This is a genomic window from uncultured Agitococcus sp. (assembly GCF_937920075.1).
Taxonomy (GTDB): Bacteria; Pseudomonadota; Gammaproteobacteria; order Pseudomonadales; family Moraxellaceae; genus Agitococcus.
On sequence record NZ_CALETI010000440.1, the window covers coordinates 1 to 16,080 of the forward strand.

12 protein-coding genes are annotated in these 16,080 nt (G+C 40.7%); 8 read left to right on the plus strand and 4 right to left on the minus strand.

The window, feature by feature from the left end; genetic code table 11:
* Positions 1–152: 152 nt before the first annotated feature.
* Positions 153–1,763 (minus strand): carboxyl transferase domain-containing protein, encoded by a 1,611-nt coding sequence (locus Q0212_RS14865; protein WP_297926948.1) that lies wholly within the window; start codon positions 1,761–1,763, stop codon positions 153–155.
* Positions 1,764–1,767: 4 nt separating this feature from the next.
* Entirely contained in the window at positions 1,768–2,934 is a 1,167-nt protein-coding gene (locus Q0212_RS14870; protein ID WP_297926950.1) for an isovaleryl-CoA dehydrogenase, read from the minus strand.
* Positions 2,935–3,127: 193 nt separating this feature from the next.
* Here Q0212_RS14870 and Q0212_RS14875 point away from each other — a divergent pair, with 193 nt between their 5' ends.
* From Q0212_RS14875 to Q0212_RS14910, 8 genes are all read left to right on the plus strand, one after another.
* Positions 3,128–3,805, plus strand: a complete 678-nt coding sequence (locus tag Q0212_RS14875; RefSeq protein ID WP_297926952.1) for an NAD(P)H-binding protein — start codon at positions 3,128–3,130, stop codon at positions 3,803–3,805.
* Between the two features lie 61 nt (positions 3,806–3,866).
* Positions 3,867–4,355, plus strand: coding sequence for a ribonuclease E activity regulator RraA (rraA, locus tag Q0212_RS14880; RefSeq protein ID WP_297926954.1), 489 nt, complete (start codon positions 3,867–3,869; stop codon positions 4,353–4,355).
* Positions 4,356–4,681: 326 nt separating this feature from the next.
* Positions 4,682–6,133: a circularly permuted type 2 ATP-grasp protein gene (locus Q0212_RS14885; protein ID WP_297926956.1), complete on the plus strand. Its 1,452-nt coding sequence runs from the start codon at positions 4,682–4,684 to the stop codon at positions 6,131–6,133.
* Positions 6,134–6,260: 127 nt separating this feature from the next.
* Positions 6,261–6,983 carry an alpha-E domain-containing protein gene (locus Q0212_RS14890; protein ID WP_297926958.1) on the plus strand — a complete coding sequence of 241 codons (723 nt, stop codon included), beginning with the start codon at positions 6,261–6,263 and terminating at the stop codon, positions 6,981–6,983.
* 12 nt (positions 6,984–6,995) lie between these two features.
* Positions 6,996–7,721 (plus strand): proteasome-type protease, encoded by a 726-nt coding sequence (locus Q0212_RS14895; RefSeq protein ID WP_297926960.1) that lies wholly within the window; start codon positions 6,996–6,998, stop codon positions 7,719–7,721.
* Positions 7,722–7,734: 13 nt separating this feature from the next.
* Positions 7,735–11,022 (plus strand): DUF2126 domain-containing protein, encoded by a 3,288-nt coding sequence (locus Q0212_RS14900; RefSeq protein ID WP_297926962.1) that lies wholly within the window; start codon positions 7,735–7,737, stop codon positions 11,020–11,022.
* Positions 11,023–11,146: 124 nt separating this feature from the next.
* Positions 11,147–13,624, plus strand: a complete 2,478-nt coding sequence (locus tag Q0212_RS14905) for a circularly permuted type 2 ATP-grasp protein (RefSeq protein ID WP_297926964.1) — start codon at positions 11,147–11,149, stop codon at positions 13,622–13,624.
* Positions 13,624–14,523: a transglutaminase family protein gene (locus Q0212_RS14910; protein WP_297926966.1), complete on the plus strand. Its 900-nt coding sequence runs from the start codon at positions 13,624–13,626 to the stop codon at positions 14,521–14,523. Before Q0212_RS14905 ends, Q0212_RS14910 begins: the two co-directional genes overlap by 1 nt.
* A gap of 3 nt (positions 14,524–14,526) precedes the next feature.
* Here the strand turns inward: Q0212_RS14910 and Q0212_RS14915 are convergent, their stop codons facing one another.
* Both Q0212_RS14915 and lnt read right to left on the minus strand, forming a co-directional pair.
* Positions 14,527–15,033: a YgjP-like metallopeptidase domain-containing protein gene (locus tag Q0212_RS14915; RefSeq protein WP_297926968.1), complete on the minus strand. Its 507-nt coding sequence runs from the start codon at positions 15,031–15,033 to the stop codon at positions 14,527–14,529.
* A 114-nt stretch (positions 15,034–15,147) separates the two neighbouring features.
* Positions 15,148–16,080, minus strand: a 933-nt coding sequence (lnt, locus tag Q0212_RS14920) for an apolipoprotein N-acyltransferase (RefSeq protein WP_297926971.1), incomplete at its 5' end; no start/stop codon positions are given.

Below are 16,080 nucleotides of genomic sequence, written 5' to 3' on the forward strand. Positions count from 1 at the left end.
CCACTTCCGTCATTAATAATTGGCCATTAAAGGCTTGGTTATCCAAGCCTTTTTTATATGTGTAGCCTGTATGCAGCGTAGCGAAATACAGGAAAAAACCGTGATAAACACCATAAATCCTGTGTTACGTTGCACTTCACACAGGCTACTAATTACATCCTAAACACGCCAAATTTTGTCTCTTGGCTGGGCGCATTTAAGCTTGCTGAAATACATAGGCCTAAGACATCACGAGTTTGCGTGGGGTCAATCACACCATCGTCCCACAAACGAGCACTGGCATAAAATGGATGAGATTCACGTTGATATTTTTCTAAATAAGGTTGTTTAAAGGCGGCTTCTTCTTCGGCTGTCCAATGTACACCACGTTTAGCGTTTGCACCTTTTTGAATTTCGGTGAGTACGCTGGCTGCTTGTTCACCACCCATCACCGCAATGCGAGAATTTGGCCAACTAAACAAAAAGCGTGGGCTATAAGCACGACCACACATCCCGTAGTTACCTGCACCATAAGAGCCACCAATTAACACGGTAAACTTAGGCACTTTGGCACAAGCCACCGCAGTGACCATTTTTGCGCCATGTTTAGCAATGCCACCTTCTTCATACTTTTTACCAACCATAAAGCCAGTAATGTTTTGTAAGAAAATCAGGGGAATACCACGTTGGCTACAAAGCTCAATAAAATGCGCGCCTTTTTGTGCCGACTCACTAAACAAAATACCGTTATTGGCAACAATACCCACAGGATAACCCCACCAATGAGCAAAACCACAAACGAGGGTAGAACCATACAAAGGTTTAAATTCATCAAACTCAGAGTCATCAACTAAACGGGCAATAATTTCACGAACATCAAAAGGTTGACGTGGGTCTTTAGGAATAATGCCATAAATTTCTTCGGCAGAATAACGTGGCGGCTTAGGTGGACGAATGGCTAAATCAATATTTTTTGGACGATTTAACCGAGAAACGGCAGCACGCGCCAAGGCAATCGCATGTTCATCATTATCCGCTAATTGGTCGGTGACACCAGAGGTACGGCAATGTAAATCAGCACCACCTAAATCTTCAGCACTGACGATTTCGCCTGTTGCCGCTTTGACTAAGGGCGGGCCTGCCAAAAAGATTGTGCCTTGTTCTTTAACAATAATGGCTTCATCGGCCATTGATGGCACATAAGCACCGCCTGCGGTACAAGAACCCATCACCACCGCAATTTGAGGAATATTCATTGCCGACATATTAGCTTGATTAAAGAAAATACGGCCAAAGTGACGTTCATCAGGAAAGACTTCATCTTGACGGGGCAAGTTTGCGCCACCAGAGTCAACCATATAAATACAGGGTAGGTGATTGTCTTGGGCAATCGTTTGGGCGCGTAGGTGTTTTTTTACGGTTAAAGGATAATAAGAGCCACCTTTAACCGTGGCATCATTAGCGGCAATCACGCACTCAATGCCACCCACGCGGCCAATGCCAGCAACAATACCAGCGGCTGGCACATCTTCTTTACCATAAACTTGGTAAGCGGCGAGAGGGGCTAATTCTAGAAAAGGTGAGCCAACATCTAAAATGGCATTAATACGTTCGCGAGCAGTGAGTTTGCCACGGGCTTTATGACGAGCCACGGCGGCTTCACCACCACCTTTGGCCACATCTTGTAAAACTTTTTTTAGTTCAGAGACTTGTTCGCGTAAAGCTTGAGCATTTTCTAAAAAGCTCGGACTATGCGGATTAATTTGGCTATGTAAAATAGGCATTTTATTATCTCGTTTCGTTAAACAATTCACGGCCAATTAACATACGGCGAATTTCGGAAGTACCTGCACCAATCTCATATAATTTGGCATCACGCAACAAACGACCTGTTGCATAGTCATTGATATAACCATTGCCACCTAAAATTTGGATTGCATCCAAAGCACATTGGGTTGCATTTTCAGCACAATATAAAATGGTTGCAGCAGCATCTTTGCGGGCAGCTTCACCACGATCACAGGCTTGCGCAACAGCATATAAATAAGCACGCGAAGCATTGAGTTTGGTGTACATATCGGCAATTTTTCCTTGAATTAATTGAAATTCACCAATCGCTTGACCAAACTGTTTGCGTTCGTGCATATAAGGAATAACAATGTCCATACAAGCTTGCATTACACCCACAGGGCCAGCCGCTAAAACGATGCGCTCATAATCTAAGCCACTCATTAATACTTTGGCACCACCACCCACATGGCCTAAAACATTTTCTTCTGGCACAAAACAGTCGTTAAAAACCAACTCACAGGTGTTAGATCCGCGCATACCTAATTTATCGAGTTTAGGTGAGCGGCTAAAACCTTGCCAATCACGTTCCACAATAAACGCGGTCATGCCTTTTGAGGCTTGGCAGCTTAAATCGGTTTTGGCATAAATCACATAAGTATGGGCATCAGGGCCATTAGTAATCCACATTTTGTGGCCATTTAATAAATAGCCGCCTTCAACTTTATCGGCGCGAAGCTTCATGCTCACCACATCAGAACCAGCGGTGGTTTCACTCATCGCCAATGCACCAATATGTTCACCACTGATTAATTTAGGCAAATATTTAGCACGTTGTTCAGCATTACCATTACGATAAATTTGATTCACACATAAATTAGAATGCGCACCATAAGACAAGCCAACTGATGCAGAAGCACGAGAAATTTCTTCAATGGCAAGCACATGTGCCAAATAGCCCATATCAACACCACCGTATTCTTCACTGACGGTCATGCCTAATAAGCCTAAATCGCCAAATTTACGCCATAAATCCAATGGGAACTCATTGCTTTTATCAATGTCAGCGGCACGAGGTGCAATTTCTTCTTGGGCAAATTTATAAACCGTATCGCGTAATTGCTGCATGGTTTCACCCAAACAAAAATTCATACCTGTATAGCTCATGGTGGTCTTCCTCATTATGTTTTTAAATTTATGCGAATAATACCGAGCAAATGCTTGCTTGGCTAGAGTGAAAGCTCGAGGAAATGATTGCTAAATGTTGATGAATAGGCATAATGGGCAAAATGCAATAAACTAGAGTGCTGTTTGCGTCGTTCGACGAGCGAATGTGTTGTGATTGGACTGGAGCGAGATTATGAGCGGAAAAACCGCAATTATTATTGGTGCGACAGGCATGGTAGGCAAGCAGGTGTTAGCCCATTTATTAGCATCATCTGTATATAAACAGGTGATTGCAGTAACCCGTAAACCCATCGCTGCTCATGAAAAACTAAAAAATTTAGTGATTGATTTTGATAAATTAACCAGCGCCCTAAAAGATGTAAAAGCCGATGAAGCTTTTTGTTGTTTGGGGACGACAATCAAACAGGCAGGCACAAAAACCGCTTTTCACAAAGTAGATTACACCTATAGTTTTGAATTTGCCTATGTGCTTAAACAAAATGGCTGCCAGCATTTTTTGTTAATTTCAGCATTAGGGGCATTTCCCAAATCTTTAGTATTTTATAGTCGTGTTAAAGGACTTTTAGAAAAAGATATTACCGCTTTAGAGTTTCCACGTTTTAGTATTATTCGTCCTTCGTTATTATTGGGTGATCGTGAAGAAAATCGTTTGGGTGAAAATCTTGCGGCACGTTTTTTCCCCTTAGTTAGCCCATTTTTACGTGGTGGTTTACGTGCAGTGCAGCCTATTCATGGTAAAGATGTGGCTCAGGCTATGTTTAATATTGCTCAATTGCCAGCACCTGATGAAAATCCTGCTTTTTATTATTATGACGATTTGATGGATGTTATTGCTCAAGGTGTGCATTAAACCCTCACCCCGACCCTCTCCCAAAGGAGAGGGAGCTTTCTTCTAATTTTTTGAGGTTGATATGACTCAGTATGTGACTCCTGATTTATGTGATGCTTACCCTTTAGTTCGTGTATTAACCCCCATGTTTAAAAATTTTGGTGGTCGTAAATCTTTTGGTGGCCAAGTTGTCACTGTCAAATGTTTTGAAGATAATTCACGTGTTAAAGAATTATTAGCCACTGATGGTAACGGTAAGGTTTTGGTCGTTGACGGTGGTGGTTCCTTACGTTGCGCATTATTAGGTGACATGATTGGCGAAAGTGCAGTCAAATTTGGTTGGGAAGGTGTGATTATTTATGGTTGTGTGCGCGATGTAGATGCTTTAGCCGAATTAGATTTAGGCGTGCAAGCTTTAGCAGCGATGCCCTTAAAAAGTGTGCGTAAAGGCGTAGGAGAGGTAGGTTTAAGCTTGTCGTTTGGCGGTGTCATCATCGAAAATGGCGAATATATTTATGCAGATAATAATGGTGTGATTGTCTCTGCTGAAGCTTTAACAATGCCAGAATAAGTAACTGCATGAGTCAACAGACTCTAAATAGAAAAGGCTAGTTTAGGACTAGCCTTTTTTATTGCCTGTTTTTTGTGCGCTTGCCTTAATATGGTGCATTTGTGCCTTATATTTGCCCAAGAATTATTAGAGATCAAATTTGATTTATACGTCTCTCTGTCAAAATCTTTAGGTTTCTTATTTTTTGCCCGATATTAGTCATTGTTCTTACATATTTAAGGTCTATAAATCCTTAAATTGATAAGGATTTTGTACCTTTATATAACTTGGCAAGCATTTTGCTTTATGGATATAAGAACCACACACTCCAACGGGGGAGAAATAATATGGCCTGTCGTAATATTGGTATTGATAATAAACACGGATATTTTCCAAATCCTAGTCACTACGATGAAATGGTGCATCTAGGCTTACCAAGAACACATTATCAACATGTTGCTAATTGGCTAGATGAAATGCCTTTAGAAAGTTTGTTGTCCAAACGTCAACAGGCTGAAACCCGTTTTCGACAAGAAGGTATTACTTTTACGGTGTATGGCGATAATGCAGGAACTGAGCGTTTAATCCCATTCGATATGATTCCACGGATTATCCCAGCCTCAGAATGGGCGGTGATGGCTAAGGGGTGTGAACAACGTGTTCAAGCCTTAAATGCTTTTTTGCATGATATTTACCACGAGCAAAAAATTATTAAAGCAGGCATTATTCCTGCTGAGCAAGTATTAGCTAATGAACATTATCAAGCTTTAATGCAAGGTTTAACCTTGCCACATAATATTTATGCACATATAGCTGGTATTGATTTGGTGCGTCATAGCGATGGAACTTATTATGTATTAGAAGATAATTTACGTACACCTTCTGGTGTTTCCTATATGCTCGAAAATCGCAAAATGACCGAGCGTTTGTTTCCAGATTTAGTCGCAAAGCATAAAGTTTTACCTGTTAGTCATTATCCTGATTATTTAAAAACAACACTCAATGAAGCTAGCCTAATTCAAGGAGCAACCATTGCCGTTTTAACGCCTGGTCGGTTTAATAGTGCCTTTTTTGAACATGCTTTTTTAGCACGTTCTATGGGGGTTAATTTAGTAAGTGGCAGTGATTTAGTCGTCAAAGACGAAGTCGTCTATATGAAAACTATCACGGGCTTACAAAAAATTGATGTTTTGTATCGCCGCTTAGATGATGCCTTTATTGATCCACAAGTGTTTAATCCTAGCTCCATGCTTGGTGTGTCAGGTTTAATGTCTGCATACAAAGCAGGTAATATCATTTTAGCCAATGCTGTAGGAACAGGTGTTGCTGATGATAAGTCTATTTACCCCTATGTGCCTGATATGATTCGTTTTTATTTGAGCGAAGAACCTATTTTGCAAAATGTACCGACATGGCAATGTCGTAAACCTGATCATCTAAGTCATGTTTTAGCGAATTTACCAGAGTTGGTGGTTAAAGAGGCTCAAGGCTCAGGTGGTTACGGGATGTTGATTGGCCCAACTGCGACTAAATCCGAAATTGAAGATTTTCGTGCCAAATTAATTGCCCATCCCGAAGCCTATATTGCTCAACCAACCCTTGCTTTATCAACATGCCCAACCTTTGTTGCAGCAGGTATTGCCCCTCGACACATTGATTTACGGCCTTTTGTGTTGTCTGGTAAAGAAGTACGTTTAGTGGCAGGTGGTTTAACCCGTGTTGCCTTAAAAGCAGGGTCATTGGTGGTTAATTCTTCACAGGGTGGTGGTACAAAAGATACATGGGTGTTAGCAGAGTAAGCTTTTTTAGAACTTACGCGGTTATCGCTTATTTGTTCCATTTCAACCGTTTTCAACGGTTTTATGTTCACAAAACGCGCTAATTGCAGTGCAATGCGTAAGTCCTATTTTTTAGAAAGGAAAAATTATGTTGTTATTGTCAACAGCAGCAGATTTATATTGGTTAGGTCGTTATCTTAAGCGTTCACGTACTCTGTTGTCTGTTTTATTAAAAGCCTTTGCCCAACCTAATCGTGAGCAATTAATTATTCCTTTAAGTTTAACGGCAACTGGTGCTTACTATTATCAGCAATATCCTGAAGTTAAAGATCATTTTATTGCTGATTTTTTTAGCGATGGTCAAAATGCGAGCAGTATTACCGCTTGTTTAGTAGCGATTCGTGCTGATGCACAAGCAACTCGTGGTAGTTTGCCCTCACAACTTTGGCTAGCGATTAATAAGTTATATTTGACTTGGCAAGCAAGTTTTGTCAGCAAAATAGACTATCCTGTTTTGTTGGCTAAATATCAATCCTTAGATCCTGAGCTAGCACAGATTCAACAATTAATTGATGATTTATCCTCAGATATTGCCTTATTTATTAATTTAGGCCAAAGCATTGAGGCTTTGGATAATCTTTTAAGGCAAGCTTTTATCAAACAAGGTATGCCTTTAGATCAACAACAAGCTCAACAAATTTTGCTTGATTTAGAGGGATATTTGCAAAATTTATCTGCACCCATTTGGCATAAAGTCATAGAGCCTATGCAAAAACTTCGTCAAGCAATGACTGAGCAAATGCCTGTTGTTGCTTTGCAACAACATTTGCAGCAACTAACGGCTGCGATCACAGATGTTTTTGCTAGTTAAGGAGGGTTGATAATGACTTATTGTGTAGCGATGCGTTTGCAGGAAGGCATTGTTTTTGTTAGTGATTCACGCACTAATGCAGGGGTAGATCATATTGCCGTGTTTCGTAAATTGCATTTATTTGGTGTGGAGGGTGATCGGGTTTTAGTGTTGCAAAGTGCGGGGAATTTGGCGACTTCACAAGCGATTATTACTTTATTACGACAGCGTATTCAGCAACAAGAAGAACCCAACTTACATACCGTAAAAACGATGTATGAAGCAGCTGATTTGGTAGGGCATACCTTACGCGAGGTGATGGACAAATATAAAGAGCAGAATATGGATTTTTCTTGCTCTTTGTTGTTGGGTGGGCAAATTTTGGGTGAAGAACCTAAGTTATATAATATTTATCCTCAAGGTAATTTTATTGCCGCAACTCAAGACACACCGTATTTTCAAATTGGTGAAAGTAAATATGGTAAGCCTATTTTAGATAGAGCCTTAAATTATTTTAGTCCGATAGAAAAGGCATTACGTTGTGCCTTAATTTCTTTTGATTCGACTATTCGTAGTAATTTATCAGTAGCAACACCATTAGATTTAATGGTTTATAACAATCATAGTTTTAAGCTGCCTCAAGGTAAACGCTTGTATGACGATGACCCATACTTTCAAGCAATTCGTAGTCAATGGTCAGAAGGCTTGCAAAAAGTCTTAGCACAATTACCGCCACCCCCTGCCGAATATTGGCTATAGGAGCAAGCAGATTATGTCTATTCATGTTGCACTGAATCATGTGACCCATTATCGTTATGATCGTTTAATCAATTTAGGGCCACAAGTCATTAGGTTACGTCCTGCGCCACATTGTCGCACCCGAATTTTATCGTATTCGCTAAAAGTATCACCCAAACAGCATTTTATTAATTGGCAACAAGACCCACAAAGTAATTATTTAGCAAGATTGGTTTTTCCCGAAAAAACTCAAGAATTAAAAATTGAAGTGGACTTAGTTGCTGAAATGTCAGTGTTTAATCCTTTTGATTTTTTCTTAGAGCCATACGCCGAAGAATGTCCATTTAATTACGATGCCAGTTTAGATCAGGAATTAGCCCCTTATTTGGTTAAATTGCCAGAAACCCCTTTATTTAGCCAATATTTACAGTCCATTTCTCGTGAAAAAATGCGCACGATTGATTTTTTGGTGGGCTTAAATCGTAAGTTGTCAGAAAAAATTGCTTATGTGATTCGTTTAGAAGCAGGAGTGCAAACACCTGAAGAAACGCTAACCAAAAAAACAGGTTCTTGCCGTGATTCTGCGTGGTTATTAGTCCAGTTATTACGTTATTTAGGCTTAGCAGCACGTTTTGTTTCGGGGTATTTAATTCAATTAACGCCCGATGTTAAAGCCTTAGATGGGCCAACAGGCACAGATGTTGATTTTACCGATTTACATGCGTGGTGCGAAGTCTATTTACCTGGTGCAGGATGGATTGGCTTAGACCCAACATCAGGATTATTAGCAGGCGAAGGGCATTTGCCTTTAGCCTGTAGCCCAGAGCCATCCTCTGCCGCACCCATTACAGGCTTGTTAGATGAGTGTGAATGTGAATTTGAACATCACATGAAAGTAGAGCGAGTATGGGAAGCTCCACGCGTCACTAAACCTTATACCCCTGAGCAATGGCAAGCGATTGAAGATTTAGGTCATCAAATTGATGAACAGTTACAAGCGTGTGATGTACGTTTGACGATGGGGGGTGAGCCGACTTTTGTCGCGGTTGATGACCCTGATGGTGAGGAGTGGAATACCGCCGCTTTAGGGCCGACTAAACGTTTACGTGCGGCTGAATTATTCCATCGTTTACGCGAAAAATATGCGCCACAAGGTTTGGTGCATTTTGGTCAAGGTAAATGGTATCCAGGTGAACAACTACCGCGTTGGTCATTAAATTGTTTTTGGCGTAAAGATGGTGAACCGATTTGGTTAGACCCCAGTTTGTGGGCGGATGAAACGAAACATTACGGTGCAGATGACACGGTGGCCGCAGAATTTTTGCAAGGCGTGGCGCAGCGTTTGGGTTTAGACGATTCGTTTATGTTCCCCGCTTTTGAAGATCAATTTTATTATATTTGGCGCGAGCGTAACTTGCCAATTAATGTTGATCCTTTAGATGCCCGCTTAAATGATCCTATGGAACGCGAGCGTTTAGCCAAAGTATTTAGCCAAGGTTTAAATCAAGTAATTGGTCATGTGTTACCAGTCAGTTGGAATGTTAAAGCTGATACATGGCAAACAGGTGAGTGGTTTTTACGCGGTAAGCACTGTTATTTAATTCCTGGTGATTCACCGTTGGGATATCGTTTACCTTTGGAGTCGCAACCGTGGGTTAGCAAAGCAGACTATCCTTATATTAATCCTGCAGATCCAAGTGCGAAGCAAGCACCATTAAAAAGTTATGCGGCAATTCGCCAACAGTTTATGGCGGATAAAATCCATAGTTTAAGTTATAACATCGCGCCTGAAGCAAAAAAATCGGCACATCAAATAACACGTACAGCCTTATGTGCCGAACCAAGAGATGGTCGTTTATATTTGTTTATGCCACCATTAGCCGAATTAGATCATTATTTGGCATTGTTATCGGCAATTGAAGCGACAGCACAAGACTTGAATCATCCGATTATCTTAGAAGGTTATGAACCACCTTCAGATAATCGTTTAACGCATTTTAGGGTTACCCCCGATCCTGGCGTTATTGAAGTTAATATTCATCCATCAAGTTCTTGGCAAGAGTTAGTGGATAAAACTACTCATCTTTATGAAGCAGCGCATTTATGCCGTTTAACCACTGAAAAATTTATGACCGATGGCCGTCATACTGGCACAGGTGGTGGTAATCATTTTGTCTTGGGTGGAGCAACGGTCAACGATTCGCCATTTTTACGCCGTCCAGACTTATTACGCAGTTTAATTTCGTATTGGCACAATCATCCTTCGTTATCGTATTTATTTTCGGGATTATTTATTGGCCCAACCTCACAAGCACCACGCATTGACGAGGCTCGCAATGATTCTGTCTATGAGTTAGAAGTGGCTTTCCAACAGTTTCCTGCGGTTGGTCAAAGTTGCCCACCGTGGTTGATTGATCGTTTGTTGCGTAACATTTTAATTGATGTCACAGGTAATACCCATCGTGCTGAGTTTTGTGTCGATAAGTTGTACTCTCCCGACAGCAGCAGTGGCCGCTTAGGTTTGCTTGAGTTACGTGCTTTTGAAATGCCTCCTCATGCTCAAATGAGCTTGGCACAACAATTATTAATTCGGGCGTTAATTGCGCGTTTTTGGCAAGAACCGTACCAGCCAGCACGTTTAACCCGTTGGGGTACAGAGCTGCATGACCGTTTTATGTTGCCTTATTTTGTTAAACAAGATTTTAGTGATGTGTTAACCGAATTAAGAGACTCAGGTTATGACTTTAAGGACGCATGGTTTGATGCCCATTTTGAGTTCCGTTTCCCGAAATATGGCGACTATGCGGTTAAAGGGATTGAGCTAGAATTGCGTCATGCTTTAGAGCCGTGGCATGTGATGGGCGAAGAAAATGGCGGTGGCGGTACGGTACGTTATGTCGATTCTTCGGTAGAACGTATGCAAGTGACAGTGACTGGTTTAGCCAATGATCGTTATGTATTAACCTGTAATGGTCAAGCTGTGCCTTTATGGCCAACTGGTAATGTGGGTGAATTTGTTGGTGGCGTGCGTTATCGGGCATGGCAACCGCCATCATGTTTACATCCAACCATTTGTATTCATGCACCATTAACCTTTGATTTGGTCGATACATGGATGAATCGCTCTTTAGGTGGCTGTCAATATCATGTTATGCACGCAGGTGGCCGTAGTTTTGATACTGTGCCTGTTAACTCTTACGAAGCCGAAAGTCGTCGTTTAGCACGGTTTTTCCGCATTGGACATAGCCCCAATAAAGTGCAAGCGACAAGCCTAAGTGTTAACCCCGACCATCCTTTCATGTTAGACTTACGCCGTAAATAATACATAGGCTGTATAGCTCTTCAATCTTAGGACTTACGCACTTGTAAGTCCTAAGTCTTGGTGATAAAAGCTCTCTTCAAGAGCATTTTCGCAGAGTATCGCCCACTAAATTTTGTCCCCTAGTATGTCTAATTTATTTAATAATTACACTCAGCGTCCCGATTGTTATAACGAAATTTTCGCAACAGACGGGACAATTCATCCCCATTGGCAACGTTTTGCCAGTGTCTTGCAAGGTATGACTGCTGAACAAGTACAAGCTCGCGCCGATTTAGTTGCCCAACAAATTTATGAAAATGGTGTGACTTATAATGTTTATGGCGATGAACAAGGTTTAAATCGTCCGTGGCGTTTAGGGGTTATTCCTAACATTATACCTTATGATGAATGGCAGGTTTTAGCAGAAGGCATTGAACAACGTGCCAAAGTCCTCAATGCAATTTTGGCAGATTTGTACGGTGAACAGCGTCTTGTTAAAGAAGGTTTAATTCCTGCGGAACTGGTTTATGGTCATAACAATTTTTTATGGCCATGTATAGGTATCAAACAACCCCATGATTTATTTTTGCATCAATACGCGGCTGATGTTGCGCGTGATGTTAATGGTCAATGGTGGGTGATGGCAGATCGTACCCAAACGCCATCAGGTGCAGGTTATGCCTTAGAAAATCGACAAATTATTGCGCGGGTCTTTCCAGAGTTATACCGTCAACTAAAAGTGCAATCGCTAAATGATTATTTTTTAATTTTACGTCAAACCATAGGTCGTTTAGCACCAACCACAGGCGAACAGCCATTAATTGTCTTGTTAACCGCAGGTCGATTTAATGAAACTTATTTTGAACATATTTATTTAGCTCGTCATTTAGGCATTCCATTGGTTGAAGGTTATGATTTAACGGTGCGTGGTAGTATGGTGTATTTAAAAACCTTAAATGGTTTAAAACGTGTACATGCCATTCTACGCCGCTTAGATGACGATTATTGTGATCCTTTAGAGTTGCGTAGTGACTCTGCGTTAGGGGTAGCAGGATTATTAGATGCAGTGCGCTCAGGTAATGTTTTAGTTGCTAATGCTTTGGGTTCAGGCGTGGCGGAGTCAGCAGGATTATTAGGCTTTTTACCCAAAATTTGCCAATATTTGTTTGATGAGCCTTTAAAATTACCCTCTGTGCCAACGTGGTGGTGTGGTGAACAACCTGTTTTAAAAGATGCTTTAGAAAAACTCCCTCAATTAGTGGTTAAACCCACATTCCCTTCACAACGTTTTGAACCTGTCTTTGCTCAAGACTTAGATGACGAGCAACTCCAAGCATTAAAACAGCGTATTGCTCGGCGATCTTATACCTATGTTGCTCAACAACAAGTCGCTTTGGCGCAATCGCCTGTTTGGCAACCAAAAACTAAACAATTTTTGGCACAAGCCTCGGGTATGCGTGTCTATGCGGTAGCCAGCGATGAAGGTTATCGAGTGATGACAGGGGGCTTAGCGCGTGTATCTTCCGATAGTCAAGCCTCGGTTGTTTCTATGCAGCGTGGTGGCTTGAGTAAAGATGTTTGGGTATGTTTTGGCCAGAGTGCGCGTAGTGAGCGACCTAAAGTCCGTACCATTGGTGTACGAGATTTATTACGCCAAGACCCTTATTTACCCTCGCGTGTCGCCGAAAACATGTTTTGGTTAGGGCGATATTCGGAGCGTTGCGATAATAATGCCCGATTATTAAGGTCTGCTTTGTCACGCCATATTGAATTAGGGGGCGAAAGTGATTTAGCTCTCACAATTGCCTTAGATAGTTGTCAATTTTTAGCCTTATTGCCCGCAAAAGAAGATGTTAGTCAGCAATTATTAACCGCCATTTGTGACAACAAAATAGGCAATAGTTTGGTGGCAAATTTACGCAGTTTAATTTGGTCGGCATCTCAAGTGCGTGGTCGTTTGTCACAAGAAAATTGGATTACCATTGCCGAATTACAACAAGAAGCCGATAATTTAAAGCCTAACAAATTAGAACTTGGTAAGGCTTTAGGTTTTGTTGATCGTTTATTAATGTCCTTGTCGGCTTTATCAGGTTTTGCCCTAGATGATATGACCCAAGACAACAGTTGGCGATTTTTAATGATTGGTCGGCGTTTAGAACGCTTACAGTTTTTGGCGGATATGATTGCTCAACTATTACAGCATGATGCTGCCACCGAACAAACCGCACTCGACTGGTTATTAGAGTTAGCCGATAGCACCATCACCTATCGTAGTCGTTATTTGTCCAGTCCACAGCTTATTCCTGTTTTGGATTTAATTTTACTTGACCCGAGCAATCCACATTCTTTGCAATTTCAATTAGATAGTTTAAGCCAATATTTACGTCAGCTTGATGACAGTAATGATTATGGTTTATCGCAAATGAGTGAACGTTTGCAGTCTTTAAATTTTGCAGTATTAGAAAGTGAAATGGATTATATCCAACGTTTGCCACGCGCCTTAACGTTGATTGCAAAATTGTTAAAATCGATTGCTGAGCAGGGTAGACAACTCTCCGATCAACTCAATTTGCGTTATTTTGCCCATATTGAAACCTTTAGCCAACCAACGGTGTCTGCCTAATGAAAACTGCACGTTATCAGATCACCCACGAAACCCATTATCGTTATGCTGCGCCTGTTTCTTTATCGCAACAGTTATTACATTTGCAGGCGCGAGAGATGCCATATCAAACGTGTTTGCAGCAACAGTTAAGCATTCAGCCAGAAGCCAGTGATAGCCAAGCTCTACAAGATAGCTTTGGTAATCCTTATACCCGTTTAGCCTTTAATCAACCACATGATGAATTGTTAGTTGTTTCAACAATGACCATAGAAGTATTACCACGGCAATTAGCTGATTTTAAAAACAGTATGCCGTGGCAAAAAGTCGTGGATGTGTGTCGTTATCAGGGGCAACAATCGTATTCAAGTGAATTAGTCAACGCCTTGCCATATCGTTTTCAATCACCCTATATTCCCTTAAAACATCAATTTGCCGATTATGCGGCTAGCTGTTTTGACAAAGACAAACCTTTGTTGTTGGCTGTGCAAGATTTAATGCACAAAATTTTTAAAGAATTTACCTTTGACCCTAAAGCCACCCATATTGGAACGCCATTGTTAGAAGTATTAGAAAAAAAGCGTGGTGTTTGCCAAGACTATGCTCATTTTATGATTGCCTGTTTACGCTCTTTGGGTTTACCCACACGTTACGTTAGTGGTTATTTGTTAACCCATCCCCCCGAAGGTCAGCCACGATTAATTGGCGCGGATGCGTCTCATGCGTGGTTAGCTGTATATTGTCCCATATTGGGCTGGGTTGATTTTGATCCAACCAATAATTTAATCCCAAGTACCGAACATATTACCATGGCATGGGGACGAGATTTTAGCGATGTGTCGCCACTTAGGGGCGTTATTTTAGGTGGCGGTAGCCATGACTTAGATGTAAGAGTGACGGTAATGCCTATTACCGAGTAGTGTTTAATTTGATGTGTTTTTAAGTTCTTGATAAGTTAAAAATAAGCGTAAATCAAATTCTAATTGATGATAATTAGGCTCGATATGTTGACAAAGTTGATAGAAAGCTTTGTTATGAGTTGGTTCTTTGAGGTGAGCCAATTCGTGGGCAACAATCATCGTTAAAAAATCAGCAGGTGTTTGTTTAAATAATGAAGCAATACGAATTTCTTTTTTAGCTTTTAAACGACTACCTTGAACTCTAGATACCGCTGTGTGTAAACCTAAAGCATGGTGAACCACATCTAATTTGTTGTCATAACAAACTTTATCAAGATTAGGTGCATTTTTTAAACAATTTTGTTTAAGATTAACCGTAAATTCGTATAAAGATTTATCAGTTTGAATTTGGTGTGTGCTAATTGGATAGCGAGTATTTAAATAGGTTTCTAGTTTGCCCTGAGCAATAAGTAGCTGCACTTCGTTTTGTAACGTTGGTGAGTAGGCTCGTAAAAACTTTAAATCGACCATTGGTGTTTGTCTCGAATATTCTATTTATTATTACTTTAGAGACTAGACGAAAAAAAAGGTCTTCTCAATGCTTAAATGCACGAAGAAAACCTTTTTCGCTTATTAATTGGCCATTCAAATACGACGGCAACGCCAAAAGCTAATTATTAATATACCAAAACAAAAAATTAAGATTGGCCAATTACCTAAACGGCTAAAAGGTGTTTGTCCCTTAACAGGATAAACATGGCCTCTTAATACCGTACGTTTAAATTGTGGGGCTTTTTTAACAATAGTGCCTTTAGGACTAATAAACCCAGAAATCCCCGTGTTAGTTGCTCTAATAATCCATTTGCCTGTTTCTAAAGCACGCATTTGTACCATTTGCAAATGTTGGTGAGGGCCTGTGGATGTACCAAACCAGCCATCGTTGCTTAAAGTAGTGATAAAATCCGCTTTTGCGGCATTACGGCGAGTAATTTCGGGGTAAGCAATTTCATAACAAATGGCAGCAGCTAGTTTATGGTCTTTCACGATTAGCGAGGATTGTTGTGGGTTACCAGCACTAAAACTCGACATTTCTAAATTAAAAAAAGGCAAAACACCACGTAACCATGATTCAAAAGGGACATATTCGCCAAAAGGTACTAAGCGTTGTTTAAAATATAAACCATTGCCTGCGCCTAAAGCGGCGATGCTGTTATAAAAAGGCGGAATTCCTTGTTTGTTGATATTCTCTAAATCAGCATAGGGAATACCCGTTACAAAAGCAGTATTAGTGGCAGTGGCGGTATTGTTGATTTTAATCAAAAAGTCATTAGCTTCATATTGAAACATCGGAATAGCCGCTTCTGGCCAAATAACAACATCTTGTCCCCATTCACTTTTGGAAAGTTGTTCATATATGGCGAGTGTTTTGTCGCGCCATTCCATTTGCCATTTAACATCTTGAGGAATATTACCTTGGACAATACTAACGGATAGACCTTGTTTATAATCAGATTTTGTCCAAGTGACATATTGTAGGCCATATCCTACGCCCCAAATAAGGCTGATCAGAGATCGGAA

Bases quoted from the DNA above. Each gene is read 5' to 3' on its own strand.
- Q0212_RS14870 (WP_297926950.1), bottom strand. From the start codon at position 2,934: ATGAGCTATACAGGTATGAATTTTTGTTTGGGTGAAACCATGCAGCAA.
- Q0212_RS14915 (WP_297926968.1), bottom strand. From the start codon at position 15,033: ATGGTCGATTTAAAGTTTTTACGAGCCTACTCACCAACGTTACAAAAC.
- rraA (WP_297926954.1), top strand. From the start codon at position 3,867: ATGACTCAGTATGTGACTCCTGATTTATGTGATGCTTACCCTTTAGTT.
- Q0212_RS14865 (WP_297926948.1), bottom strand. From the start codon at position 1,763: ATGCCTATTTTACATAGCCAAATTAATCCGCATAGTCCGAGCTTTTTA.
- Q0212_RS14875 (WP_297926952.1), top strand. From the start codon at position 3,128: ATGAGCGGAAAAACCGCAATTATTATTGGTGCGACAGGCATGGTAGGC.
- Q0212_RS14910 (WP_297926966.1), top strand. From the start codon at position 13,624: ATGAAAACTGCACGTTATCAGATCACCCACGAAACCCATTATCGTTAT.
- Q0212_RS14900 (WP_297926962.1), top strand. From the start codon at position 7,735: ATGTCTATTCATGTTGCACTGAATCATGTGACCCATTATCGTTATGAT.
- Q0212_RS14895 (WP_297926960.1), top strand. From the start codon at position 6,996: ATGACTTATTGTGTAGCGATGCGTTTGCAGGAAGGCATTGTTTTTGTT.
- Q0212_RS14905 (WP_297926964.1), top strand. From the start codon at position 11,147: ATGTCTAATTTATTTAATAATTACACTCAGCGTCCCGATTGTTATAAC.
- Q0212_RS14890 (WP_297926958.1), top strand. From the start codon at position 6,261: ATGTTGTTATTGTCAACAGCAGCAGATTTATATTGGTTAGGTCGTTAT.
- Q0212_RS14885 (WP_297926956.1), top strand. From the start codon at position 4,682: ATGGCCTGTCGTAATATTGGTATTGATAATAAACACGGATATTTTCCA.